Genomic DNA, 24,738 nt, shown 5'->3' with positions numbered 1-24,738 from the left:
CTCCGTATGGAGGCTGCTAGCGGGGGAGACCTCCGGTCTTTGTAGCCACGCCGACCGGAGGGATAGGGCACTATGCATGTACCACTATGGGTCTGGGCCATCACCATCGCGGTGATCCTGGGCTTCTTTATTTTCGACTTCTACAGCCACGTTCGTTCACCACACGAGCCCACCATTAAGGAATCCGGTGGCTGGACACTGTTTTACATGGCAATCGCCGTCGTCTTTGGCGGTGTCGTGTGGGTGTTGTGGGACAGCGAACATGCAGCGCAGTTCTATACCGGTTGGGTAACGGAACAGGCACTGAGTGTGGACAACCTATTCGTCTTCTCTCTCATTATGGGGTCTTTCAAAATCCCGCGCAGGTATCAGCAGAAGGTGCTGCTCATTGGCATCGTGCTGGCGTTGGTCTTCCGCCTCGCCTTCATTTTGATGGGTGCGGCTATCATCGCTGCCTGGTCTGATGTCTTCTACATCTTCGCAATCTTCCTCATCTACACAGCGGTGAAGCTGCTCATTGATGAGATAAATGGCACGCCTGAGACCGATCCCAATGACATGCTGGTGGTTAAGTGGCTGCGCAAGGTGGTACACGTAACCCCGCGCTACCACGGCGACAAGCTCACTCACCGTGAAGAATCCGGTGAGAAGAAGGGCAAGTTTGCTCTGACACCACTCTTTGTGGCCTTGGCGGCCATCGGGCTTATCGACGTCATGTTTGCCTTCGACTCCATCCCCGCCATCTATGGCATTACGTCGGAGCCCTTCTTGGTATTCACCACCAACGCGTTTGCCCTGATGGGTCTGCGCCAGATGTTCTTCCTCATTGATGGCCTGTTGGACCGCCTTGTTTACCTGTCTTATGGCCTGGGTATTATCCTGCTCTTCATCGGCGTCAAGCTGCTGTTCCACGCCTTGCACGAAAACAACCTGCCGTTTATCAATGGTGGCGAAAACGTCAGTGCGGTTCCGGAAATTACGACTCTTACCTCACTTTTGGTCATCGTCGGAGTTCTCGGCATCACGGTGTTGCTTTCGGTGTGGAAAGACAAGCGCGATCAAGCCCAGGGTGGTGTGGTTATTTCCCACAACCACTACGACTGGGATGATTTTGGCAACAAGATCGTCCGCAACAAGGAGGGTGAGCTCGTCGGCAAGGCGGACGAGCTTCCGAAGTCTGAGCTGCCCTAAAGAGGCGCTCTAGGCGAAAGCGCCGCTCTAGGCAAGGCCAAATTGGGCGGGGAGCCTAGAAGGAGTTAATGACGGGGTTCCACTCGCGGAAGGCGCGGCCGGTGACGGCACCCTCGGTGTAGAAGGGATCCTGGTCCATAAGCTTGATAACCTGAGCCACTTCGATGGATTCGTCTTCAAACTGGAGCACGATGAGTGCGCCACCTTTCGAATCTGTGAATGGGCCCGAACCGCAAACCTGGCCCTTCTCATGCAATGCGCCAATGAACTCGCGGTGCTGAGGGCGAGTCTGGGCGATGATTGGGTTATTCGGGTTGTACTCATAGGACACTGCGAAATACTTCATGCACTCCATGCTAGTTCGCAGCGAGTGCGTGAGAGGGCCGTTCAGAATATGGGTAGGGAGGGTGCTACCTCAGTTGTGACGTTGTGGCACTCAGGGTGGGGTGCTCACGGTAGGATGATGGGCGTGAAGAATTCCCAGGATGCGCAAAACCAATCTCATGCCACGGATGTTAATCCCGAGGTATCCAATTGGAACCTGCCCAACATCCTGACGAGTGTGCGAATCCTTTTCATCCCGCTTTTCGTGTGGCTCGTGCTTGGCGGGCACGATTGGTGGGCCTTCGGCTGTTTCGTGGCTCTCATGATCACGGACAAGCTAGACGGTGATATTGCGCGGTCGCGGGGTCTTGTCACCAACTTTGGAAAGATCGCTGATCCCATTGCGGATAAGGCGCTCATGACCGCGGCCTTTGTGTGCCTCAACATCATTGGCGTGTTGCCGGTGTGGGTGACCGTTCTGATTCTCGTTCGTGAGTTTGGCATTACGATCTGGCGCTTTGTCCTGCTGCGTCAAGGTAAGGTCGTGCCGGCTTCCCAAGGTGGAAAGCTCAAGACGGCACTGCAGACATTGGCGGTGGCACTCTACCTGTGCCCGTTGCCTAGCTGGATGGACGTCCCCAGCTTTATCGTCATGATTGCCGCTGTCATCGTCACCGTTGTCACGGGTATTCAGTACCTCATCGACGGCTACAAAGAAAATAGAGCGGGGCACGCCAATGGCCGTTGAGAGCGACCTTGTCGCAAAACTTCGCGAACGCGGGGAGACAGTGGCGTTCTGTGAGTCCCTCACTGCCGGTCTCGCAGCGGCGAGTATAGCTAGCGTGCCTGGGGCATCTGCAGTTTTACGCGGTGGGTTGGTCACGTATGCCATTGAGGTGAAGGCGCACTTCCTTCACACGTCGGTGGACCGCCTCGAAGAACAGGGAGTTGTTTCTGCAGACACGGCCGTGGAGATGGCGCACGCAGCGTGTGTGGAAACGGGCGCTGACTGGGGCATCGGGCTTACCGGCGTGGCTGGGCCAGATCTGCAGGAGGGAAAACCTGCAGGGACGGTGTACGTGGGGCTGTACCGGAGGGACGTCGTTAAGCGCGGCGTTCTCATCGAACTCGATGAGGGAGAAAGAAACGCCATTCGCGCCGCCGCTGTAGAGGCGTCCTTGAGCCTGCTTCTATCAACTATTCAAGAAAAGTAGGCGATTTTGGGAACAAGAAGGGGCGCTCGGCCGTTATACCGAGTGATGAACACTTCAGTTGCACTTCTTGAAAAACCCACTCCGGCAGTAGCCCGGACCGCAGAGCAGGCTCCAGAGCCGCTTCTTCGTGAGGCGCTGGGGTTGACGCTGCGGGCCTTCCGTGCGGATAAAGGCGTGACTTTGCGTGAACTCGCAGGTGTGGCGCGTGTGTCCCCGGGGTACCTTTCGGAGTTGGAGCGCGGACGCAAAGAGGTTTCCTCTGAGCTTCTGGCATCGGTGTGCCATGCGCTTGATGTCAGCGTGTCTGATGTCCTCATTGAGGCAGCCGGATACATGGCATTGCCGTCGATGGATGAAGAGCTAGCCTCCACTGCGCCGGCTGCATCGGAACTTTAAGCCCTATCCCACATCTGGATTTAATCGGCGACGCATTTCCATTGGCTTCGCTACTATTGGACGGGTAGAACATCCACTCGGTGAGTGGCGTAAATAATCAACGTGAACATTCCTAACTGCTGAGAAAGGCATCTTCTGTCATGGCGAACCCATTCGTAAAGGCGTGGAAGTACTTGATGGCTCTCTTCGATTCCAAGATTGAGGAGAACGCGGATCCGAAGGTACAGATCGAGCAGGCCATCGAAGAAGCGCAGCGTCAGCACCAAGAGCTGTCCCAGCAGGCAGCTGCGGTCATTGGTAACCAGCGTCAGCTGGAGATGCAGCTCAACCGTCGCTTGAGCGAAATTGAGAAGCTGCAGCAGAATACCCGCAATGCCCTGAACCTCGCGGACAAGGCCCGCGCTGAGGGCGATGTACAGAAGGCTACGGAGTACGAGAAGGCCGCTGAGGCTTTCGCCGCCCAGCTCGTGACTGCAGAACAGTCCGTGGAAGACACGAAGAAGCTGCACGATCAGGCACTGCAGCAGGCAGATCAGGCTAAGAAGGCAGTCGAGCGCAATGGCATGGCCTTGCGTGAGAAGGTTAATGAGCGCTCGAAGCTGCTGTCCCAGCTGGAGCAGGCCAAGATGCAGGAGAAGGTATCCGAGTCTCTGAACTCGATGAACGAGCTCACTGCTAACGGCAATTCTCCGTCCCTCGATGCCGTGCGCGACAAGATTGAGCGCCGTTACTCCAAGGCGCTGGGCCAGGCAGAGCTGGCTGAGAACTCCGTATCTAACCGCATGCAGGAAATCGAGCAGGCAGGCGTGCAACTGGCTGGCCACTCGCGCCTCGAGCAGATTCGCGCAGAGATGAATAGCACCAAGGCTGTGGAGGGCAACTCTCAGCAGGCTATTGGTGCGGGTGAGAACAACGCCCAGCCGAGCGCGGCCGATGATGCTGTCCAGGCCCGCCTGCGTGAGCTGCGTGGCGAGTAAGAACTGAGAATTTCTAGTCGCCGACGCCGCGTGCGTGAAGGGCCTCGCCCATAGCGCGGGCGCGGCGAATAGAGCGAATGATAACCGGGGTACCGAATGCGGTCAGTGAGGCCGTGGCACCCCGGGCTTTTCGTGCGTCAAGTACTTCGAGGACAGTGCCAAGCATGAGTGGCAGGAGGCGGATGGTGAGAGACATTGCCAGCGTGATGTTCTCTACGGGCACACCCAGTTTGCCAAGAGGTGCGAGAGCGCGGTCGAAAGAGTCCATCATCTCCGAAACCTTCGTGGTGAGGGTGAGCAGTACGGCCGCGGTGACGGCCACATAGACCGTAAGAAACATGATCGCTGCCGAGGTGAGATCTTTCTGCCACCATTGAAATGCTGCGAGCGCTACCAGCAGATAGAGCGGGGGAGCGAGCTGACCTACTGCCACCCGGAGGGGGATGTGAGCGACGGGGAAGAGGATGAGAGGAATAGCAAGGCTCAAGCCTGCCCACGCAATCGTCTTCACTGCTAACGAGGTGACGAGGATGAAGGAGATAAGGGCGAGGAACTTCACCGCAGCAGGGATGCGGTGAATAATCGTGTCTGCGTCGACGTAAAAGCCGAGGGGGATGTTCTTGGGCATGATTCTAGAGCGGGCGTGAGGCCATGAGCCTGGTGTAGAAGGGGAGGACCTCATCGGGAGGCCCATCAGCGGCGACGTGGTGCTCATCGATGCATATCACGCGGTCGAAGTCTGAGAGAAAGTCCAGGTCGTGGGTTACCACAATCAGTTGCTGTTGAAGGCTCTTGAATTCGCGGCGAATGCGATCGCGATTACGTAAATCCAGTAACGTCGTGGGTTCATCGGCGATGATGACGGTGGGTTCCATGACGAGGACGGCAGCGAGGGCGAGCAGCTGCTTTTGCCCGCCCGACAGCGTATGGGGAGATTGGTCAGACAGAGGGGTCAATCCAAAACGATCAAGGACAGCATCAACCCGCGCAGCTCGTTCCTCTTTGGATAACTTGAGCCTGCGCAGCGAAAAATCCACGTCATCCCGTACATTTGGCATGACGATTTGGTTTTCTGCATCGGAGAAGACGAAGCCCACCTTGCGGCGAACCTCTTTGCCGTGCTTGGCAACGTCCACTCCGTCCACCAGCACGGTGCCTTCCGTTGGCTCCCCGAGGCCGTTGATGAGTCGAACGAGGGTAGATTTGCCGCCGCCATTGGCGCCGATGATGCCGATACGCTGCTCGTTCAACGTCATCGAAACGCTATCAAGGACCTTCTTATCGTCGAAGGAAACGGAGACGTTGTGAAAATCAATCTGAGGCACGGCGGCAGCTTAGTTCTGGGCTTGTAGCTGTGGTTTCTGAGCGCGGCGCCCCATGAGATCTGGGAAAGCGGCGTGGACACCGGCTGCAATGGCGACCATGATGGCTACCTTGATGAGGTCCGGGACGATGAACGGTCCCTGGGCCAGAATCGCGGCGCCAAAGGACATATCAGAGCGAACCATGAGACCGAGGCTGCCGCAGAGATACTGGATAGCAAGGCCAATGATGCCGGCGATAGCGAGCGTGAAAATCATGCCGCCCTTATTCCGCGGTGCGCGGTAGGCGATGAGACCCGCGATGGCGGGGGCAATGATGTAGCCGACGAGGTATCCCACGGTGGGGCCGGCGATGGCACTGAGCGCGCTGCGGCCACCAGCCAAGATAGGAAGGCCTACCAGGCCGAGGGCCATAAAGAGGAGGCCAACGAAGAAGCCACGGCGACCGCCCAGGACGAGGCCGGCAAGAATAATGACGGCGTTCTGGATGACGATCGGCACGCCCGCGGTTGGGGTGGGGATAGACACAAACGCGAAAACGATGATGAGTGCGGTAAAGACTGCGACGTAAGCGATGTCGAGAGCGACAGAATTCTTTTTCATGGGCCAAAGTTTATCTAGTAGGAGAAGTTAGCAGCAAATGGGCACTTTTGAACACCGTTCAAGCTTGGCTTTTGGGCGGCGAAACTACCCCATACGGGGTACTCTCTGGGCATGACTAAACTACGGGCAATAAAGGTAGCGTGCAGCGGTGCGGTCATCGTTGCGACTTCGGTGGTGATGTCGGGGTGTTCGCTTATTAACTCGGCTAACGTGATTGAGAATATCGATGCTGCTGCAGGCGTTGCCGACGGTGAAGTGGGAGAGGTCACGATGCCTGTCGGTGATATCTTCGATACCCAGTATCAGCGCGTTATTTTTATTTGCTCAGGTGCCACTGAATCCGATGTTGATGAAGCTAGTGGTGGAACCTGGCAGGGAGGCTCTGATGAAGATGATGAGTGGTATCCGCCATCGCGTGGCACCGTGGAGATTTATCGCGACACTGAAGGCTCGGGATTCTCCAAGTATGTCACCTCTTTCGCTCCCGAAGACGATCTTGATGTGTGTCGAAACATGGGCGGTGTTGTTGCCGTGCTGCCGGCAAGCGAAGAAGTGACCTTTGTGCGCTCCGAACAGGATGGCCCCTGGGTGAAGCAATAGTAGTTCGACATGCCAGGGATGAGAGTCGCAAATCGAACACTTGTGTGTGTATTGTGAGTGGGGAGTCCGCTAGGGGCGTTAGAGTACCGTCGTGGTGTGAAACAAAAGCGAAACCGCAGTTGTTGACAGACCTGGGAACCGAAGCCTCTGTGCGGCAGTCTAATTTGGTGACTCCCGCGTCAGCGGCACGAAAACCGCATTAAAAATCAGCTATCACACCAGTTATCGCTCATCGTAAAACACTCGACAAAGTAGTGAGGAAGTAAATGGCTACGAAGAAGAAGTCCTCGGCAGCAAGCAAGGGTGACGATCGTCAGAAAGCCCTTGACGCCGCAATGTCCATGATTGAAAAGGATTTCGGCAAGGGCGCTGTTATGCGCTTGGGTGACGATGATCGCCCGCCAATCCGGGCTATTTCTTCCGGTAACACTGCCATCGATATTGCCTTGGGTGTGGGAGGATTCCCGCGCGGGCGCATCGTGGAGATTTATGGCCCTGAGTCCTCTGGTAAAACCACGGTGGCTCTGCACGCTATTGCCTCCGCACAAAAGGAAGGCGGTATCGCGGCTTTCATCGATGCTGAGCATGCCCTCGATCCTGAGTATGCACGTCTTCTGGGTGTGGATACAGACAATCTTTTGGTTTCTCAGCCGGACACGGGTGAACAGGCACTGGAAATTGCGGACATGCTCGTGCGTTCCGGCGCTATTGACATCATCGTCATTGACTCCGTAGCGGCACTGACGCCGAAGGCGGAGATTGAGGGTGAAATGGGTGACAGCCACGTGGGCTTGCAGGCTCGCCTGATGTCCCAAGCACTGCGCAAGATGACCGGTGCCCTGTACAACTCTGGGACGACCGCCATCTTCATTAACCAGCTGCGTGAGAAGATTGGCGTGATGTTCGGTTCGCCGGAGACCACCACCGGTGGCAAGGCGCTGAAGTTCTACGCCTCCGTGCGTTGCGACATTCGCCGCATTCAGACTCTAAAGGATGGCCAGGACGCCATTGGTAACCGCACCAAACTCAAGATCGTGAAGAACAAGGTTTCCCCGCCGTTTAAGATTGCGGAATTCGACATCATGTATGGCGAAGGTATTTCACGCGAATCCTCCATCATTGATCTGGGCGTCGAGCACGGTTTCATCAAGAAGTCCGGTTCGTGGTTCACCTATGAAGGTGACCAGCTGGGGCAGGGCAAAGAGAAGGCCCGCAACTTCTTGAAGGAGAATCCAGACTTGGCGGATGAGATTGAGAAGAAGATCTTCGTCAAGCTTGGTGTAGGGCCAGCCGCTGCTGAGGCAGGGGATGACGTAGCCATGGATGTTCCTGGCGCAGATGATCCGCTGACTGATGAGTCCGTCGGCTTGGTTCCGAACGTCGACTTCGACGACGACTAAGCCGCGTCGGAGATGGTCCAACCCTCACTGGAGAAGATAGAGAAGCTGCGCCAAGCACTCGAAGACTATGAATCGGGTGCTGCGGGCGGACAGCTCATTGATGCCGAGGCCGAGGAGGCAAAGGCCTCAGTGCGCTCCCGAGCACTACGGCTTCTTGACCAGCGGGCGCGTTCGCGCGAAGAACTACGCGAACGCCTCCTTGCAGCAGAGTTCGAGCCGGATGTTATCGATGCGGTCCTTGATGATCTTGCGGGTGTGGGCCTTATTAATGACGAGAGCTTCGCACGCGAGTGGGTACGTCAACGGCATGTGCGTCGTGGCAAATCTGCACGCGCCTTGAACATGGAGCTCAAGGATAAAGGCGTCGATGCTGCTGACCGTGCGGTGGCTTTGGAACAAATCACCGAGGAATCGGAAGAAGCAGCTGCCCGCAAGGTGGCGGAGAAGAAGGCGCGGACGCTCAAGAAGGTGCCTGCGGACCGGCATGAGCGCGACAAGTTCCTCAGACGAATAGTGGGGACGCTGGCACGCCGCGGCTACAGTCACAGCCTGACGATGCGAGTATCCATCGAGGCATTGGATGCCCGCATCGCTGAACTGACCTGAGCCGCACCCCGCTAACTGCTGTAGATCAACAGGTTTACTCGGCTGGGTTGCGGATTTCCGTGTAGCCCTTCGAGTGCCAGTCCACGTTGACGTTGTCCTTGGTATCGAGGCCTTGGTCCGGCTGCTCAGGGACCTTCGCCACAATGTTTTTGCGGGCACGACCAGCGCGCAGCTGGCGCTCAATGCGCTCGGCCAGAAGGCTGAGCCCCCAGTTGATGAGAATCATGATGATGGCGACGACAACGAGCGAAGCTAGGTAGTTCTTGTTATAAGACGCCGATTGGATACCGGAGCGCACCACCTCGACGTAGCCAATCTGGTAGCCCAAGGCAGAGTCCTTGAGCGCGATGATCATCTGCGAAATCAATGCCGGCAGCATAGCGGCCACTGCCTGCGGGAGCAGGATGGTGAGCATGGTTTGATTGTGCGAAAGGCCTAGTGCGCGGGCAGCCTCCGTCTGGCCCTTGGGCAGGGACTTGATGCCCGAGCGAAGAATTTCTGCCACCACCGAGCCGTTGTACAGAGTCAGGGCAAAGACTACGGCGCTGAATGCTAGGTGCTTAGACGGCACGACGTCATAAATGGCAAAAAGCTGGTAGGCGAAAATCATGAGCAGCAGTACGGGAATGGCACGGAAGAATTCGACGACCACTCCGCACACAGTGCGGATGATGACGTTCTCACTCAACCGGCCGAGCCCGAAAATCACGCCGAAAATAATGGCGAAGACAATCGAGGCCACTGCGGAGAAGATAGTTCCCCGTAAGCCAGGGATGAGGTACGTCGTCCACGTCTGACTATTGAGAAACGGGGACCATAACTCGGACGCGAGCTGTCCACGCTCATGCAAGGTGGACAGCACCCAATAAAGAACCGCTGCAGAAAGTACGAAGGTGATGATGGTGTAGATGAGGTTGCGACGCTTGCCTTTGGGGCCAGGGGCGTCGTAAAGCACTGTTGCACGTACAGACATTATTTCTTCACCGCCAGAGTCTCAGAAAGCTTGCCCAGTCCAAGTCCCATGGGCAGGGTCAGGAGGATAAAGCCGACCGCGAAGATAAAGAAGATGAGGAACAGCTGGCTGGCATGCATCTCAATCGTGGACTTCATGAGCAGTGACGCTTCGGCTACGCCAATCACTGAGGCGATAGTTGTGTTCTTAGTGAGTGCGATAAGCGTGTTGCCCAGTGGGACGATCGCTGCGCGGACCGCTTGTGGGAAAATGATGGTGCTGAACGTCTGTGTAAAGCTCAACCCCAATGAACGAGCTGCCTCAGCCTGGCCAAAGTCCACGGTGTTGATGCCGGAGCGCAGCGACTCCGCTACGAAAGCCGAGGTATAGAGGATGAAGCCTAAGATGGCGAGGCGGAAGTTATTGTCCACAAGGAATGTCGCAGAATCCCTACTCGCCAGCGCTAAGCCCAGGTTTTGGTAAAGACCAAAAGAACAGAACAGAATAATGAGCGTGAGTGGGGTATTGCGCACCATTGTGATGTATGTAGTGGCAATCCACCGCAAGATGCTGACCGGGGAGACACGCATTGCGGTGAGAATGGTGCCTAGAATCATCGCGCCAATGGCGGACCAGAAAGTCAGTTGGATGGTGAGCCAAAAGGCCGGCCATAGATTAGGGCCAAGTGCAGCCCACATGGAGTCCATAAGATTCTCCTAGGAATACGTCTGCGCCGAGGAACAGAGTGGCCTCGGCGCAGACTACGGGAAAGGCGTAGGTGACTAGTGCTTAGGATTCGAGGAAGGAAAGGTCACCGATGGTGGCTTCGTCGATACCTTCGCCCTTGTCCAAATTCTCAGACACGAGCTTGTCGAATTCACCGGAGGAATGCAGCTCCTCCAATGCCTTATTGACGGCGTCGGTAGCTTCCTGGTCGTCCTTCTTCAGACCTGCACCGTAGTATTCGTCAGTGAACGGCTTGCCGTCCTTTTCCAGCTCAACCACCTTGAACTTGCCTGGGTTCTGAGCCGCGTAACCATTGAGAATCGTGGCATCCGTCGTCATGGCGTCCACGTTGCCCTGGCTCAAAGCCTCCACGCAGGAGGAGTAGGTGTCGTACTCCTGCAGCTGAACGCTGGGGAGGGCTTCCTTGACCTTCTGGGCTGGAGTCGAGCCGGTCACTGAGCAGAGAATCTTGCCGTCGAGTCCATCCAGGCCGGTGATGTCTGAGTTATCTTCCTGGGTAAGCAGTGCCTGGTGCGTAACGAGGTATGGGCCGGCAAAGTTGACCTTCTCGGCGCGTGACGCATTGATGGAATAGGTAGCGGTAATGAGATCGACCTCGCCGTTCTCAATGAGGGTCTCACGCTGTGCAGACGGGGTCTCACGCCACTCGATTTCTGGCTCTTCCCAGCCATTGGCCTCGGCGATGTGGTTTACCACATAGGTCGCGATGTCCACATCGAGACCGGTCATGGAGCCATCGCCTTCACGCAGACCCAAGCCTGGCTGGTCGAATTTGGTTCCGAGCGTGACGTTACCTGCCTCAATGTGAGCAAGTAGGCCTTCACCACCACCGGCGGAATCAGCGGAATCGCCACCACAGGCAACGAGTAGCGAGCTCGAAGCAACGAGGGCAGCAACGGTGGCGGTGACGCGGGTAAAGGTGCGGGACATGAGATTCTCCTTGAATAGAGTGAGATGGAAAGTTGTGTGAGGTAGTGACGGTTAGTGCTGCAGAATCTTGCCAAGGAAGTCCTTGGCGCGATCCGACTGCGGGTTGGTGAAGAAAGATTCTGGGTCGGTGTCTTCGACGATGCTTCCGTCGGCCATGAAGAGGATGCGGTCAGCAGCGCGCCGCGCAAAGCCCATTTCGTGGGTGACCACGACCATGGTCATGCCTTCCTTGGCGAGGTCCGTCATGACGTCCAGAACTTCATTGACCATTTCTGGGTCAAGAGCCGAGGTCGGCTCGTCGAACAACATGACCTTGGGGCGCATGGCCAGTGCACGGGCGATAGCCACGCGCTGCTGCTGGCCACCAGAGAGTTGAGCGGGGTATTTCTCGGCTTGGTTAGCAATACCCACGCGTTCCAGCAGCTGCATGGCGAGGTCCTCAGCCTCCGATTTCTTCATCTTGCGCACCTTTATCGGACCTAGTGTGACGTTGTCCTTGATTGTCTTGTGCGGAAAGAGATTGAACTGCTGGAAGACCATGCCCACGTCGGCGCGCAGCTTGGCTAGCTCGCGGCCTTCTTCGGGGAGCTGGGTGCTGTCTATGGAGATGCTTCCTTCCTCGATGGTTTCGAGGCGGTTGATCGTGCGACAGAGCGTGGATTTTCCGGAACCGGAGGGGCCGAGGACGACGACCACCTCTCCGCGGCCGATCTCCAAATTGATATCGCGGAGAGCATGGTAATCGCCGAAGTATTTGTTGACTCCGGAGATTTCAATCATGGGACGCTTCGTGTTAGACATGCCACACCCCCTTCGTGAAAGTGAACTGAATCATAGGTAGAAGAATAAGGGGTGGGGAAAGGGGATGATGCAACTTTGGGTAACGAATGTATAACGCTTGGCTGCGTGCGAGGCATTATGAGTAGTGGGACGTGGCCGTTAGAATGTCCCCACGTGAGCACCCCTGTAACTGAACACCAGCCCCGCACCTATGAGGTGCGCACCTTTGGCTGCCAGATGAACGTGCATGATTCTGAGCGTATTTCCGGCCTTCTTGAAGAGGCCGGCTACATTGCCGCACCTGCTGACGTTGAACCGGATCTCGTTGTTTTCAACACCTGCGCGGTGCGCGAAAACGCTGATAAGCGCTTGTACGGAACGCTGGGCGCGTTGAAGAAGACCAAGGAGAACCACCCCGGCATGCAGATTGCCGTCGGTGGCTGCTTGGCGCAGAAAGATAAGGACACTGTCCTCGATCATGCGCCGTGGGTGGACGCTGTCTTTGGTACCCACAACATGGCGGCCCTGCCGACACTGCTGGAGCGCGCCCGTCACAATGATGAGGCCCAGGTGGAGATCGTCGACTCCCTCGAGGCCTTTCCCTCCGTACTGCCGGCCAAACGAGAGTCCGCCTATGCCGGCTGGGTTTCGGTATCAGTGGGCTGCAATAACACCTGTACTTTCTGCATCGTGCCTTCTTTGCGTGGTAAGGAAGAAGACCGCCGACCCGGCGATATCCTCGCTGAAGTCCAGGCGCTCGTGGACCAGGGTGTGTCTGAAGTGACCTTGCTGGGCCAAAACGTCAATGCCTACGGCGTAAACTTCGCGGATTCGGACATGCCACGTGACCGTTTTGCTTTCTCCAAGCTGTTGCGTGAAGTGGGCAAGATTGAAGGCTTGGAGCGTCTGCGCTTTACCTCGCCGCATCCAGCGGAGTTCACCTCAGATGTTATTGATGCGATGGCAGAGACCCCGTCTGTGTGTCCGCAGCTGCATATGCCGCTGCAATCAGGTTCGGACAAGGTACTGAAAGACATGCGCCGCTCCTACCGTACGAAGAAGTTCTTCGGCATCCTCGATGAGGTGCGCGAGAAGATGCCGCATGCGGCCATCACCACCGATATTATTGTGGGTTTCCCAGGGGAGACCGAAGAGGACTTCGAGGCCACCATGGATGTAGTGCGCCGCGCGCGTTTCGCTTCCGCCTTCACCTTCCAGTATTCACCTCGACCGGGCACCCCGGCAGCTGAAATGGAGGATCAGATCCCCAAGGAAGTTGTCCAAGAGCGTTTCGAGCGCCTCGTCGCGCTGCAGGATTCCATTCAGGCGGAAGAGAATGCCAAGCTTGTGGGCACCGACGTTGAGTTGCTTGTCCAAGCAGAGGGTGGCCGCAAGAACGATGAAACACATCGCATGTCCGGCCGTGCCCGCGATGGCCGCTTGGTGCACTTCGCGCCTGTCGACGCCACGGGGAAGGACATCTCCGACGAGATTCGCGCCGGTGATGTCGTCCACACCACAGTGACGGACTCTGGTTCCTTCTTCCTCGTCGCCGATTCCGGAGTAACCGAGCATCGCCGCACTACGGCTGGTGACATGTCCGCGGCTGGTCAAACGCCTACTACCGCACCGATTGGTGTGGGGTTGGGTCTGCCGGGCGTCGGCAAGCCTAGCGCCCCAGCCGCGTCAGCCGACGCGTGTGGTTGCTAAGGGGAGAGTAGGCTCCACGTACATGAGTGATGACCTGAATGCCGTGCAGGACGCCGTTGCCGCTGAGCGCCGTGCTGCCAAGACTATCGAGCTCGGTGCTCACCGCTATGCGCTCATCGTTTCGGTGGTGTTGTGGATAGCGTATCTGCTCCTTCCGTATGCCGGCGAAGCTCATGGCTGGGAAGCACTCATGTTGGGAACAACCTCTGAGGGTGTCAAGATTTCGCTCGTGGAGGCAATCAGCGCATGGTTGGCATTGGTCGGCGTGGGAGTGCTCACGACCGCCACCATCGTGACGCGGCGCACCGCTCTGGCACTAGTGGCCTGGATGATGACCACGGTTTCCTTCTTCGCGAACCTCTGGGGCTTTTGGTACCGCGACAGCGCAGCGGACGGCGCCGGAATTGGCATGTACGTAGGCGCGCTATCCACGTTTATCGCCTTCATCGTCTACTGCCAGGTGGCGCTTCGCCGCAGCCCGGAGCAGCTCGCGGCAGCAGAACGGGTGCGCGAGGTTTCGGGACAATTGGATCATGTAGGTGTTCTGCAATCGGAGGCCGCAACAGATGTTCCGGCCGAAGAGAATCCGCTGCTCATCGATAACCGTCGCTCCCAAGCGGCCTCCCGCCACCGCCGTCAACAGGAAGACTCTGACGACAACTAAGGCGTGGTTATACCGACTATCCCTTCTACACGGTCAGCTCGTAGGCGCTGCTGGCAGAAATAGCGTGTGCGCCTAGCCGCGCATATAACGCATTCATGGCGGGATCGGCATCCGCGACGGAGCAGTAGGCGCGGCGCACATCGGGCCAGTGCTGCGCCACCGCATGCTGAGCATGCTGTTTGGCACGCGTGGCGAGCCCGCGGCGACGGTGTTCACGGTCGGTGACCGTGAGCGTCCACTCGCAGACCTCTGGGTCAGCATCGCCATGTCGGGAAAGTTCCGTAAGGGCGACGACGCTGCCGTTCTCAATGAGCCCGACGAGCAGCGTGTGAGCCCCGCGAGAGCGAAGCCGTGCATGCGCCTCAGTGAGGCGTTGGCGCGTCCACACAATGGGCTCCACGCTTAAGTCACCAAAGATGGCGTCGGTGGAGGCGACAGTGAGCAGCCGGAGGACGTCATCGAGAAACTCCTCTGGGATGTCATAGTCCGCCCACACCTGCGCGCCGAGCACTGGGGGAGTAGGGCTGATATCGACATACAGCTGATGCTCGGCGTGCTTAGGCTTAAAACCCAGCTCAAGGTAGGCCTGCGACATCGGATCGTAGGTATAGTCCGCATCCGGTGGGTACAGCATGCCTACTTGGGCGGTGCGGCGACCGAGCTGGCGGGTCAAGCGCAGGGCCTGCTGCGCAAGTGCACGCGTTACCTCGAGGGCATCGGGCTCCAGCTCTTCCCCGGGCAGGGGCAGGAGTTCCGCCGACAGTACACATTCGATATCGGCGTTCTCGGTTTCCTCCAGCAGCGGCAGGGAAATGTGGATGAAACCATCGAAATCGATCTCCGGGCTGGGCTCCGCCGCGGAAATTACAGGAAGCCCGAGCTCACCTGCCTCACCCAGCGCGGAATCAGTCAACCCAAAAAGCAAGGTGCGGGACTCTGTTGAGCCTTGGAGGCGCTGGAGTACGCGGCGCGGGGAGCCACTTGCAGCCGGATCACCGCTGGCTTCTTGGGCTGCAAGGTTGGCATCAAAGACGAAACTTCGCAGACAATCCGCCGGTTCAGCATGGGCTGAGCCCGGCGGGGCGACAATCTGAACAAACACCTCAGTGGTGGTTGATGAAGACGTTTACTTGTCGTTGACAGCAGCTGCGGCAGCGTCCGCGAACTCCTGCCACTGAGCCGCCTGAGCGCGAAGGTCCTCGGCCTTCTTAGTGTTTCCCTTCGCCTCTGCAGCGTCTGCCTGGGCGGTAAAGTCATCGACCTTGGCCTGGAACTGGGCTACGCGGGCCTGGGCCTCCGGATCAGTGCGGCGCCATTCGGAGTCCTCAGCTTCGCTCACGCGCTTTTCCAGCGCAGAGATTTTTGCCTCATACTCACGAACCTGGTTGCGCGGGACGAAACCAATCTCTTCCCACTTCTCCTGCAGCTCGCGCAGCTTGGCCTTGGCTCCATCGATGGACTTGGACGGGTCAATCTGGGAGTCATACTCCTCAATGAGCGCATCCTTGGCCGCGGCGTTCTCAGCGAATTGCTTATCGCGCTCGTCGTTGACTGCGTTGCGGGCATTGAAGAAGTAATCCTGGGCTGCGCGGAACTGGGCCCAGAGCTTATCGTCCACCTCGCGTGGAGCGCGGCCAGCTGCCTTCCACTCCGTCATGAGATCACGGTACGCGCGGGCAGTCTCACCCCAGTTGGTGGATTCCTTGATGGCCTCGGCGCGCTCTACCAGTTCCTCCTTCTTAGCGCGGGCAGCTGCGCGGTTGCGGTCCAGCTCGGCAAAGTGAGAGCCGCGACGGCGGTTGAAAGAATCGCGAGCGCGGGAGTAACGCTTCCACAGTGCATCATCGGTCTTCCGGTCGATGCCGCGGATCTGCTTCCACTCTTCCAGAATGGCGCGGATGCGATCACCGGCAGCCTTCCACTCAGTGGAGTTCGCGGCGATGTCCTCTGCCTCAGCGGCGAGCTTCTCCTTCTTTGCAATGGCTTCTTCGCGGCGACGGGCCTTATCAGCTTGTGCCTGCTCCCCGGCTTCGACGGAGTGCTCGATAACCGCTGCGAGGCGCTTGTCCAGAGCGGCGATATCGCCAATGACGGCCTGAGTAGGGAGAGACTCGCGCAGTTCGGCAGCGGTGGTCTTGATAGAAGATGCATCCCCCGGGTGGGCATTCAGACGCGACTCGAGCAGCTCAACTTCTGTAGACAGGTCGTCGTAGCGTGCGCCGTAGTGAGCGAGTCCTTCCTCCGGAGTGCCGGCTTGCCAGTCACCAATCTTGCGCTCGCCCTCAGGGGCGTTGACATACACCGAGCCATCAGCGTCGACGCGACCCCACTTGGCCGGGTCATTCTTCGGGGGCTGAGCGGGGCGTGCTGCCGGTGCGGAGGGCTTAGGGCCGGAACGAGCGCCTTTGCGGGGCATTGCTCCAGGGCTAGGGATAGCGGACATGGTAGGAAACCACCTTCGGTACAATCGCGCCGCGCGACACGGCTGCCAGAACTTATGTGACACAACACTACCGTTTCCGCCGCGCAGTCGCGTGCTAACCCCACATTTGTGACCATTATAGGATGGGAGTTGATGCAGAATCTCATGATTATGCCGGCCTCACCGGCGCTAGCAGAAGAACTCTCACCGGGCGACGATGCTTCCCGCGCACTCCTGCGTGCCGCATGCGAGCTGGCTTGCGATGCCGCGCGCGTGATTACTGGCGGCGCCACTCCACTACCCGTAGATATTGTGGGCTCCCGCGATCCGCGCTGGCGCACTGAGCTTCCGGGAAGCTTGCGCGCATGGGGCGCCCCACAGGTCAACGTCGGTGGCGGGCAGTACCTCCCGGAGCTCATGGCTCGCTATGCCCTTACCCAGGCGCTGGGCACAGAGGGCTTTGAAGTCGTGGATTCACGGTCCGATATTGAGGAAATCAAGGACGGGCGGCTGACGGTGGTGTGCATCGACGGCTCTGCTGGATTGACCGACCGCGCCCCGCTTGCTTTGGTGGACGGCGCGCGCGACGCGCATTTGTGGTGTGAATCGGTCTTATCCGGAGCGGACGTTCACTGTGATGAGGAAAAACTGCGTTCAGCGGGAGTTCTGGAAACCGACTTGTGGGCACAGCTGGCGACTGTGCACCCACATTATGCGGAGTTGCGGGCAGCCGATTCCACCCTCGGCGTTGGCCGCTATGTAGCGGGGTGGCAGCGCTGATGAACTCCTCTGCGCCAACCCCCATCGCGGTGGTGGGGCCCACGGCCTCCGGAAAGTCTGCTCTGGGTGTGTCACTTGCCCACGAGCTGGACGGTGAAGTCGTCAACGTGGATTCCATGCAGCTCTACCGCGGTATGGATATTGGCACCGCCAAGCTGACACTGGAAGAACGTGAGGGGATTCCGCACCATCAACTTGATGTGTGGGAGGTGACGGAGACCGCGTCCGTAGCACGCTACCAGGCAGCCGCTATCGCTGATGTGGAGGACATTCTCTCCCGCGGAAAAACTCCGATCTTGGTGGGCGGTTCGATGCTGTACGTGCAATCGTTGGTGGATAATTGGCAGTTCCCGCCGACCGATCCCGCGGTTCGTGCTCGTTTTGAAGCCCGCCGCCAAGAGATTGGCACCGACGCTTTGCATGCAGAGCTCGCCGAAATCGATCCTGCCGCAGCAGCAATCATCGAGGACAAAGACCCCCGTCGCACCGTGCGCGCCCTGGAAGTCATCGAGCTGACCGGCAAGCCGTTCAAGGCCAGCCAGCCGCCCAAGAACGCGCCGCCGCGGTGGGGTACGCGAATCCTCGGGCTTCGCACTGAAGCTGAATGGCTCAATCCCCGTATTGATCTGCGCAGTCGCCTCATGTTCGACAACGGCCTCGTCGAGGAAGTTGAAAAGCTCCAGACTCAGGGCTTGGTCGCAGACTCCACAGCTGGGCGGGCCATCGGCTACGCCCAGGTCCTCGATGCCCAGCGCGGGGAGCTGACCTGGGACGAGGCCATTGAGCGCACCATCACCGGCACGCGGCGTTATGTGCGTAGGCAACGCGCCTGGTTTAACAGGGATAAGCGCATTTCGTGGTTGGATGCCGCCGGCGATACACGGGAAGAAGCTTTGCGTGTCCTGGAGAGTCGTTAGACTCTACAAATATGAACTTTGCCAAGGGACACGGAACTGAGAACGACTTTGTCATTGTGGAAGGAACACAGCCCCTTCCACCAGAGAAAGTCCAGGCCCTCTGCGATCGTCGCGCCGGTATCGGCGGCGATGGCGTGCTCCGCGTCATCCGCGCTGGAGAATTGCTGGCAGCTGGTGACATCGACGAGCTCGCGCCGGGCATTGATGCGCAGGACTGGTTTATGGATTACCGCAATGCCGACGGCTCAGTAGCAGAAATGTGTGGCAACGGTACCCGCGTCTTTGCCCACTGGGTGCGCTCCCGTGGGCTGGTGGACAAAGACAATTTCACGGTGGGTACTCGTGCCGGAGCCAAACGTGTGACCGTTCACTCTTTCACTGAGACCGATGCTGAGGTCAGTGTTGAGATGGGCCCGGCTACTGTGCTTGGTGTGTCCACAGCGTCGATGGCGGGGGAGAAGTTTGCGGGCCTTGGCGTGGATATGGGAAACCCACATTTGGCTGCGGTTATCCCAGGGCTGAGCGCGGAGGCATTGGCGGAAAAGACCCTTGAGCAACCAGTAATTGACACCGAGTTTTTCCCGGCGGGAGTGAATGTCGAGATTGTGACTCCGCTGGAGGCGGGCGCTGTTCACATGCGAGTCTTCGAGCGCGGCGTCGGGGAGACCCGTTCCTGCGGTACCGGCACGGTGGCGGCTGCACGTGCCGCGCTTGCCGACGCCTCCCGGGCAACCGGCACCGTCCGTGTCATTGTCCCCGGTGGTGAGGTCACAGTGGAGATTACTGAGGACGGCTCCACACTCACTGGGCCATCGCGCATCGTGGCTACCGGAGAGACGTCGCTGTAGTTAAGACGGGGCGTCTATTTGTAATCTGTGCCCAGCGCCAAGGCAGCGCGGCGCGCGGCCAGCCAGGATTCCTTGAGTTCCGCCGCGCGTTCATCGGCCACCTTGAGCAAGGATTCCAGCTCGCTGGTTTCGACATCGGGGGCGTTAATCCGCGCATTGAGTCGGCGAAGGAAACGCTGCGCTCCATGCATCTCGTAGTGAAAGGCCTCGATGGAGGGGTTGGTGCAGTCGACGTCGACAAGCGCTGGGCGGTGCAGTGTGCGATCTGCCAACGCATCTGAATCCTCGCTCGTGGCGAAGGTCGTGTAATCCTGGATGACGTCGGTGATGTCCTCGACCGTTAAGGCGATGGAGGCGCGGAGGGCCGCGTGTTCCGAGGCGTCTGGGCGGGCGCCGGCGATAAGCCACAGCGCTCCGCACACAAGAAAGGCGAGGATGACTCCCGGCAGCTTCAGCGTCACTACCAACACTACGGCCGTGACCGCAGCGAGGAGCAGAGCAAGCCTGCGACGCTGAGATGCGGAAAAATTCATGGGAACAACTTTACGGCATTAGTTCTCTCGGTGGCTTAGTGGCCGCCGCAGCCACAGCCGCCGGAACCGCAGCCGCCCTCGCCACCACAGCCGCCAGTCGGCATCGCAATCGACGCAGTCAGCATCGCCGTGCCCGCCAGTACAGAATCCTTGGCTGGCAGTTCACCAAAGCTCTCGGGGAGGCACAGGTCAAACGGGAACACACCATCCATGACCAAGTGCATAAAGCGCTGTCCGGTGAGCTGGTTGTGGCGCCACTCTGATTCCATGACTCGCGCAGCAAAGGTGCAGCCCGGGGTCGGCGCGGCAGCTCCCGAACCAGAAGCGACAATCTGTGCGCCCTGGGATTCAAAGGCGGCGGGGTAGGAGCCCTTCTCGGACTCGTAAGCCTCTGCGGTTTCAAAGTGCGTAACGTCGAGACCCATTGCGGTGAGTTCCACCTGTTGCCACTGCTGCGTGTCTTCGTCGACAAGCAGCGGGCCCTGGGCCAAGTTGGCGGTGGCCTGTGCCAGGACGGTGCCGAAAGGATCGATGATGTCAAGGTAGGCGAGAACGTCATTGATCATCGAGACATGCGCAAAGCCCTGAGTGACGGAATCGAAACCAATGAAGGTGGCGAAAGGCTCGACCGCCAAAATGTTGAGCTGCGCGCCGGAAGCATCCGCAAACTGGATAAGCTGCCCGCCGCGTACCTCGCCGGTCACTGCCAGCTGATTGGTGGAAATCGCGGCCTCCACGGCGTCCTGCCAGCGCTCGTAGTTCAGGCCAATGGCCTGCATCTCTGGGTGGGTCTTCTCGTTGACGGTCATGTCGACTATTGTATCCGCCGCGAGGAGGAGTCAAAAATAGCCTTGAGAAGCTAACTCACCTCAGTCTTCGCACTCACGCAATTCCCGTTTTGGCACGTCGACGTGCAAGAATAGGGAGCATATGACGAAACAAACCCATGATGAACTCCTCGCGCAGGCCTTTGGTGAGCCTGCCCCCGCGCCGCAGGATCCGACGATTGGTGACTTGGACCTTGCCGAGCGCAATGCCTTCCGCCGTGTGACGCGGGAGACCACCATCCGTGCTGAAGACACCACTGACGGATACGAGGTGGAATACCGAAAGCTCCGTCTGGAGCAAGTGATCCTCGTTGGTGTGTGGACCGAGGGAACCGTGGCCGAAGTGGAGGCCACGATGGCTGAGCTGGCAGCCTTGACGGAAACTGCTGGCGCAGAGGTGGTGGAGGCGCTCTACCAGAAGCGTGAGAAGCCCGACCCAGGAACCTATATTGGCTCAGGCAAGGCTGCTGAGCTCAAGGATATTGTGGCCGCGACCGGTGCCGATACCGTCGTCTGCGATGGTGAGCTCACCCCCGGTCAGCTCTCTGCTCTCGAGCGCGCTCTCAACACGAAGGTCATTGACCGCACCATGCTCATCCTCGATATCTTTGCGCAGCACGCGAAGTCCAAGGAGGGTAAGGCACAGGTCTCCCTGGCGCAGCTGGAATACCTCTACACGCACACGCGTGGTTGGGGTGGCAATCTTTCGCGCCAGGCAGGTGGCCGTGCCGGTTCCAACGGCGGTGTGGGTTTGCGTGGTCCTGGTGAAACCAAGATTGAGACGGACCGACGTCGCATCCGTACCCAGATGGCGCTGCTGCGCAAAGAACTTAAGGCGATGAAGACTGCCCGCGAGGTCAAGCGCGCGAAGCGCCAGCGCTCCACGGTGCCGCAAATTGCGATTGCTGGATACACCAATGCTGGAAAGTCCTCTCTCATCAACGCGATGACGGGCGCAGGCGTGCTGGTTGAGGATGCCCTGTTCGCCACGCTGGATCCCACGACGCGCCGAGCCGAGCTTGCCGACGGTCGCCAGGTAGTCTTCACCGACACCGTCGGTTTCGTGCGCCACTTGCCGACGCAGCTGGTGGAAGCCTTCAAGTCCACGCTGGAAGAAGTCCTCGCCGCAGATCTCATGCTGCACGTAGTTGATGGGTCTGACCCGTTCCCGCTCAAGCAGATTGAGGCGGTGAACAACGTTATCTACGACATCGTGAAGGAAACCGGCGAGGAAGCTCCGCCGGAGATCATCGTGATCAACAAGATTGACCAAGCCGATCCACTCGTTCTGGCAGAGCTGCGCCACGTGCTCGATCGCGACAATGTGGTCTACGTGTCCGCAAAGACCGGCGAGGGCGTGGACGAGCTCACGGCACGCGTGGAGCTTTTCCTTAACTCCCGCGACGAGCACGTGCATCTGCTTATCCCTTTTACTCGTGGTGACGTGGTGGCGCGCCTCCACGCGGAGGGTACCGTGCGCAGTGAGGAGTACTCGGGGGAGGGCACGCTTGTCGACGTCCGCCTCCCAGCCTCCGTCGCCGCCGAGCTAGCCGAGTTCCGCGTGGAGGATTCCGCTTAGGATTCGGCGCTCGGGTGGGCCATAATAAAGGCTCGTGAGTATCTTTTCCTGGGACGTCCATGGGGACGGAAAAACTATTAAACCGGGTGCGGTTGTTGCGCCCGAAGAACGATTGAGCTGGGGCCGCACCATTGGCATCGGCATGCAGCATGTCGTGGCCATGTTTGGCGCGACGCTGCTTGTGCCCACGCTGACCGGTTTCCCGGTCAACACCACACTGCTCTTCTCTGGTCTGGGAACAATCCTGTTCCTAATGATCACGCGCAACCGCTTGCCCTCCTACCTGGGCTCGTCCTTTGCGTTCATTGCACCACTGACCGCCTCGCAGCAGTACGGCATCGGTGCGCAAGCTGGCTCGGTCCTCGTGACCGGCCTGGTTCTTGTGCTCATCGGTTTCGCTGTGAAGGCCGCTGGCCGCAAGGTACTTGACGCAGTCATGCCACCCGCGGTTACCGGCGCCATCGTGGCACTCATCGGCCTAAACCTGGCGCCTAACGCGGCCTCCAACTTCTCTAGCCAGCCCCTCGTGGCCACCGTGACCCTGGCGGTCATCATCTTGGCCACTGTGGCTGGCCGTGGCATGGTCTCGCGTCTGTCTATCCTCATCGGCGTTGTTGTGGGATGGGCCTTCGCGGCCGTCACCGGCAACCTGGGGGAGGGCGCCGTGGAATCTATTCGTGAGGCTGCCTGGATTGGCGTCCCGCAGTTCCACGCCCCAGAGTTCCATGTCTCCGCCATCCTGGCGGCGCTGCCGGTTCTCGTCGTCCTCATCGCTGAGAACGTCGGCCACGTCAAGGCCGTCTCCGAAATGACGAAGCGCGACCTCGACGATCTGGCAGGCGATGCCCTTATCGCTGACGGCCTCGCGACCTCCCTAGCTGGTGGCTTCGGTGGCTCCGGCACCACGACCTACGCTGAGAATATCGGCGTCATGGCTGCAACTCGCGTTTATTCCACGGCCGCGTATTGGGTTGCCGCCATCACCGCTATCGCGCTGGCTTTCATCCCGAAGTTTGGCGCACTCATCTTCACCATCCCTACCGGCGTATTGGGTGGTGCCTGCCTGGTGCTCTACGGGCTCATCGGCATGCTCGGCGTGCGCATCTGGATGGATAACAAGGTCAACTTCAACAACCCTGTCAACCTCACCGCCGCGGCTGTAGCGCTCATTGCCGGCATTGGAAACCTCACCCTCGACGTTTTCGGTGTCACCTTGGAGGGCATCGCCTGGGGATCGGTGGGCATCATCGTGCTGTACCCAGTCATGAAGAAGCTCTACGAGTCCGTCGGTGAGGGACAGCACGCCAAGTACTAGCTAGGACGTGTGCTGCCTCCGTGGGGCATTGCTTCCGAGGCAGGGGTGGGAGCGGAGTAAAGGCACCATTTGGAGCCGCTTTCAACTAAAACCCCAGGTGAATCCGTGCAGGAAACTGCATAAGGTGCTATTGCTCTGGTACTTTCCACTGAGGCTTCAGCCTCGCAACGAAATCGTCGTTCAGCCAGACATCATCACTGCCGTTTCGAGCCTGTACGTAGTCAAGCAGCTCTCGCACCGTCTGCACATAGACCTCGTCTTCAGTATGAGTCGGCCACGTGACGTTTTCGGGATGGGTGAAATCTGCCTTTCCAATTGGATAGTCTCCAGCTAGCTGATCGGCCCAGAGGAGTGAGGCAACTCCGTGATGGAGCGTATCGGTATCGAGGTCGCTGCGGAACCGGGTCAACGCTCCCATGACTTCGTAGCCCAGAAAGGCCAATCCCTGTTCGCGTTCAGTCTCAATGGCCAGCACGGTATCGATGGCCAGCTTGTGCCTAATGAGCGCGACGACGGTGAATTTCGGTTCTTTCCACATGCCCTCGTGCCGGTAATGATTCTCGGAAGCGGTAAAGCTATCCAAGCGCGGGGCTAAGCATTCCGCAATCAGCGCCAGATTCAGCGCTTCGATGCCGAAGTCTGAGGGCGTTATGGGCTGGTCGGTCATATCTTTGACACTAACACAGCGGGTCACTTCATCGAGCGGCGATGAAAAAGATGCAGAGTCCGAGACGCCCCAGAAAGGCGAAACAAAAAGCTCCCGCCACCCTCAACTATGAGGGAAGCGGGAGCATGCGCTTCAAGCGACGAGGCGCTGTTTAGGAAGCGTCGAGGTCCTGCTCGATGAGGCCAGCAATCTTCTCAACAGCCTCTTCGTTGTCGGAGGTCACAGTGACCTCGTCCCCCTGCTCGGCGCCGAGAGCCATAATCATCAGGGAAGAAGCAGCATCGGTCTCATCCTCGTCATCGTCACCAACGAGGGTCAGGAAAATGTCCTCATCAAACTCAGCAGCGGCATCAGCAATGATGGAAGCCGGACGTGCGTGCAATCCGACGGAGGAACCAACCTTGACGGTCTTAGAAGCCATGATGATAGTCCTT

Annotated in this window: 29 protein-coding genes; 15 read left to right on the top strand and 14 right to left on the bottom strand. The window is 58.6% G+C overall.

Annotated elements, in window-relative coordinates; genetic code table 11:
- The first annotated feature begins 72 nt into the window (after positions 1–72).
- Positions 73–1,191 carry a TerC family protein gene (locus HMPREF2875_RS08705; protein ID WP_070672174.1) on the top strand — a complete coding sequence of 373 codons (1,119 nt, stop codon included), beginning with the start codon at positions 73–75 and terminating at the stop codon, positions 1,189–1,191.
- Positions 1,192–1,246: 55 nt separating this feature from the next.
- On the opposite strand, the gene HMPREF2875_RS08700 is transcribed toward HMPREF2875_RS08705, so the two are convergent.
- Complete coding sequence (locus HMPREF2875_RS08700) at positions 1,247–1,537, bottom strand: YciI family protein (RefSeq protein ID WP_070672172.1); 291 nt, start codon at positions 1,535–1,537, stop codon at positions 1,247–1,249.
- Positions 1,538–1,654: 117 nt separating this feature from the next.
- Here HMPREF2875_RS08700 and pgsA point away from each other — a divergent pair, with 117 nt between their 5' ends.
- The 4 genes from pgsA to HMPREF2875_RS08680 all read left to right on the top strand — a co-directional run bounded on the left by pgsA (position 1,655) and on the right by HMPREF2875_RS08680 (position 4,102).
- Positions 1,655–2,263, top strand: a complete 609-nt coding sequence (gene pgsA / locus HMPREF2875_RS08695; protein ID WP_168165574.1) for a CDP-diacylglycerol--glycerol-3-phosphate 3-phosphatidyltransferase — start codon at positions 1,655–1,657, stop codon at positions 2,261–2,263.
- Positions 2,253–2,729 carry a CinA family protein gene (locus HMPREF2875_RS08690; protein ID WP_070672170.1) on the top strand — a complete coding sequence of 159 codons (477 nt, stop codon included), beginning with the start codon at positions 2,253–2,255 and terminating at the stop codon, positions 2,727–2,729. Before pgsA ends, HMPREF2875_RS08690 begins: the two co-directional genes overlap by 11 nt.
- Before the next feature lie 45 nt (positions 2,730–2,774).
- Positions 2,775–3,125, top strand: a complete 351-nt coding sequence (locus HMPREF2875_RS08685) for a helix-turn-helix domain-containing protein (RefSeq protein WP_070672169.1) — start codon at positions 2,775–2,777, stop codon at positions 3,123–3,125.
- A 140-nt stretch (positions 3,126–3,265) separates the two neighbouring features.
- Complete coding sequence (locus tag HMPREF2875_RS08680) at positions 3,266–4,102, top strand: PspA/IM30 family protein (RefSeq protein WP_070672167.1); 837 nt, start codon at positions 3,266–3,268, stop codon at positions 4,100–4,102.
- Positions 4,103–4,115: 13 nt separating this feature from the next.
- Here HMPREF2875_RS08680 and HMPREF2875_RS08675 read toward each other — a convergent pair whose 3' ends face one another.
- From HMPREF2875_RS08675 to HMPREF2875_RS08665, 3 genes are read right to left on the bottom strand one after another with little or no spacing between them, the layout of a single operon-like run.
- A complete protein-coding gene (locus tag HMPREF2875_RS08675; RefSeq protein WP_070672165.1) occupies positions 4,116–4,730 on the bottom strand; it encodes an energy-coupling factor transporter transmembrane component T family protein in 615 nt (204 codons plus the stop codon).
- A 4-nt stretch (positions 4,731–4,734) separates the two neighbouring features.
- Positions 4,735–5,427 carry an energy-coupling factor ABC transporter ATP-binding protein gene (locus HMPREF2875_RS08670; protein WP_070672164.1) on the bottom strand — a complete coding sequence of 231 codons (693 nt, stop codon included), beginning with the start codon at positions 5,425–5,427 and terminating at the stop codon, positions 4,735–4,737.
- A 9-nt stretch (positions 5,428–5,436) separates the two neighbouring features.
- On the bottom strand, positions 5,437–6,027 hold the full coding sequence (locus tag HMPREF2875_RS08665; RefSeq protein ID WP_070672162.1) for a biotin transporter BioY: 591 nt from the start codon (positions 6,025–6,027) through the stop codon (positions 5,437–5,439).
- 111 nt (positions 6,028–6,138) lie between these two features.
- Here HMPREF2875_RS08665 and HMPREF2875_RS08660 point away from each other — a divergent pair, with 111 nt between their 5' ends.
- From HMPREF2875_RS08660 to recX, 3 genes are all read left to right on the top strand, one after another.
- Entirely contained in the window at positions 6,139–6,627 is a 489-nt protein-coding gene (locus HMPREF2875_RS08660; protein WP_141754604.1) for a hypothetical protein, read from the top strand.
- Positions 6,628–6,893: 266 nt separating this feature from the next.
- A complete protein-coding gene (recA, locus tag HMPREF2875_RS08655; protein WP_039675824.1) occupies positions 6,894–8,027 on the top strand; it encodes a recombinase RecA in 1,134 nt (377 codons plus the stop codon).
- 12 nt (positions 8,028–8,039) lie between these two features.
- Positions 8,040–8,633 carry a recombination regulator RecX gene (gene recX / locus HMPREF2875_RS08650; protein ID WP_070672158.1) on the top strand — a complete coding sequence of 198 codons (594 nt, stop codon included), beginning with the start codon at positions 8,040–8,042 and terminating at the stop codon, positions 8,631–8,633.
- A 34-nt stretch (positions 8,634–8,667) separates the two neighbouring features.
- Here the strand turns inward: recX and HMPREF2875_RS08645 are convergent, their stop codons facing one another.
- The 4 genes from HMPREF2875_RS08645 to gluA form a co-directional block, all read right to left on the bottom strand.
- On the bottom strand, positions 8,668–9,606 hold the full coding sequence (locus HMPREF2875_RS08645) for an amino acid ABC transporter permease (RefSeq protein ID WP_070672156.1): 939 nt from the start codon (positions 9,604–9,606) through the stop codon (positions 8,668–8,670).
- Positions 9,606–10,292, bottom strand: a complete 687-nt coding sequence (gene gluC, locus HMPREF2875_RS08640) for a glutamate ABC transporter permease GluC (protein ID WP_070672154.1) — start codon at positions 10,290–10,292, stop codon at positions 9,606–9,608. Before gluC ends, HMPREF2875_RS08645 begins: the two co-directional genes overlap by 1 nt.
- A gap of 82 nt (positions 10,293–10,374) precedes the next feature.
- On the bottom strand, positions 10,375–11,262 hold the full coding sequence (locus tag HMPREF2875_RS08635; RefSeq protein ID WP_070672153.1) for a glutamate ABC transporter substrate-binding protein: 888 nt from the start codon (positions 11,260–11,262) through the stop codon (positions 10,375–10,377).
- A 51-nt stretch (positions 11,263–11,313) separates the two neighbouring features.
- Complete coding sequence (gene gluA, locus HMPREF2875_RS08630) at positions 11,314–12,042, bottom strand: glutamate ABC transporter ATP-binding protein GluA (protein ID WP_070672304.1); 729 nt, start codon at positions 12,040–12,042, stop codon at positions 11,314–11,316.
- Between the two features lie 138 nt (positions 12,043–12,180).
- On the opposite strand from gluA, the gene miaB reads away from it, so the two are divergent.
- The gene (gene miaB, locus HMPREF2875_RS08625) at positions 12,181–13,752 is read left to right on the top strand and encodes a tRNA (N6-isopentenyl adenosine(37)-C2)-methylthiotransferase MiaB (protein ID WP_083311895.1); all 1,572 of its coding nucleotides are present in this window, start codon (positions 12,181–12,183) and stop codon (positions 13,750–13,752) included.
- Between the two features lie 22 nt (positions 13,753–13,774).
- Complete coding sequence (locus tag HMPREF2875_RS08620; RefSeq protein WP_070672151.1) at positions 13,775–14,416, top strand: Rv2732c family membrane protein; 642 nt, start codon at positions 13,775–13,777, stop codon at positions 14,414–14,416.
- A gap of 25 nt (positions 14,417–14,441) precedes the next feature.
- Here HMPREF2875_RS08620 and HMPREF2875_RS08615 read toward each other — a convergent pair whose 3' ends face one another.
- Together HMPREF2875_RS08615 and HMPREF2875_RS08610 are read right to left on the bottom strand one after the other, a co-directional pair.
- The gene (locus HMPREF2875_RS08615) at positions 14,442–15,518 is read right to left on the bottom strand and encodes a GNAT family N-acetyltransferase (RefSeq protein WP_070672149.1); all 1,077 of its coding nucleotides are present in this window, start codon (positions 15,516–15,518) and stop codon (positions 14,442–14,444) included.
- Positions 15,519–15,542: 24 nt separating this feature from the next.
- Positions 15,543–16,859, bottom strand: coding sequence for a DUF349 domain-containing protein (locus HMPREF2875_RS08610; protein WP_070672147.1), 1,317 nt, complete (start codon positions 16,857–16,859; stop codon positions 15,543–15,545).
- 132 nt (positions 16,860–16,991) lie between these two features.
- On the opposite strand from HMPREF2875_RS08610, the gene HMPREF2875_RS08605 reads away from it, so the two are divergent.
- Genes HMPREF2875_RS08605 through dapF form a run of 3 tightly spaced genes read left to right on the top strand, consistent with a single transcriptional unit; the run spans position 16,992 to position 19,383 of the window.
- Positions 16,992–17,618, top strand: coding sequence for a hypothetical protein (locus HMPREF2875_RS08605; RefSeq protein WP_070672146.1), 627 nt, complete (start codon positions 16,992–16,994; stop codon positions 17,616–17,618).
- Entirely contained in the window at positions 17,618–18,535 is a 918-nt protein-coding gene (gene miaA, locus HMPREF2875_RS08600) for a tRNA (adenosine(37)-N6)-dimethylallyltransferase MiaA (RefSeq protein ID WP_070672144.1), read from the top strand. Before HMPREF2875_RS08605 ends, miaA begins: the two co-directional genes overlap by 1 nt.
- Positions 18,536–18,546: 11 nt before the next feature.
- Positions 18,547–19,383, top strand: coding sequence for a diaminopimelate epimerase (gene dapF, locus HMPREF2875_RS08595; RefSeq protein ID WP_070672141.1), 837 nt, complete (start codon positions 18,547–18,549; stop codon positions 19,381–19,383).
- A gap of 14 nt (positions 19,384–19,397) precedes the next feature.
- On the opposite strand, the gene HMPREF2875_RS08590 is transcribed toward dapF, so the two are convergent.
- Together HMPREF2875_RS08590 and HMPREF2875_RS08585 are read right to left on the bottom strand one after the other, a co-directional pair.
- Positions 19,398–19,916, bottom strand: coding sequence for a hypothetical protein (locus HMPREF2875_RS08590; RefSeq protein WP_070672139.1), 519 nt, complete (start codon positions 19,914–19,916; stop codon positions 19,398–19,400).
- A gap of 35 nt (positions 19,917–19,951) precedes the next feature.
- The gene (locus HMPREF2875_RS08585) at positions 19,952–20,725 is read right to left on the bottom strand and encodes a hypothetical protein (RefSeq protein ID WP_070672137.1); all 774 of its coding nucleotides are present in this window, start codon (positions 20,723–20,725) and stop codon (positions 19,952–19,954) included.
- A gap of 121 nt (positions 20,726–20,846) precedes the next feature.
- Here HMPREF2875_RS08585 and hflX point away from each other — a divergent pair, with 121 nt between their 5' ends.
- Both hflX and HMPREF2875_RS08575 read left to right on the top strand, forming a co-directional pair.
- Entirely contained in the window at positions 20,847–22,322 is a 1,476-nt protein-coding gene (hflX, locus tag HMPREF2875_RS08580; RefSeq protein WP_070672134.1) for a GTPase HflX, read from the top strand.
- A gap of 34 nt (positions 22,323–22,356) precedes the next feature.
- The gene (locus HMPREF2875_RS08575; protein WP_070672132.1) at positions 22,357–23,637 is read left to right on the top strand and encodes a uracil-xanthine permease family protein; all 1,281 of its coding nucleotides are present in this window, start codon (positions 22,357–22,359) and stop codon (positions 23,635–23,637) included.
- A 127-nt stretch (positions 23,638–23,764) separates the two neighbouring features.
- Here the strand turns inward: HMPREF2875_RS08575 and HMPREF2875_RS08570 are convergent, their stop codons facing one another.
- Positions 23,765–24,304, bottom strand: a complete 540-nt coding sequence (locus tag HMPREF2875_RS08570; protein ID WP_070672130.1) for a hypothetical protein — start codon at positions 24,302–24,304, stop codon at positions 23,765–23,767.
- 151 nt (positions 24,305–24,455) lie between these two features.
- Positions 24,456–24,725 carry an HPr family phosphocarrier protein gene (locus HMPREF2875_RS08565; RefSeq protein WP_070672128.1) on the bottom strand — a complete coding sequence of 90 codons (270 nt, stop codon included), beginning with the start codon at positions 24,723–24,725 and terminating at the stop codon, positions 24,456–24,458.
- Positions 24,726–24,738 lie beyond the last annotated feature (13 nt).

The organism is Corynebacterium sp. HMSC078H07 (genome assembly GCF_001812805.1).
Taxonomy (GTDB): domain Bacteria; phylum Actinomycetota; class Actinomycetes; order Mycobacteriales; family Mycobacteriaceae; genus Corynebacterium.
Note: the sequence above shows the minus strand (reverse complement) of the source record. Positions and strands in the feature narration are given on the sequence as shown.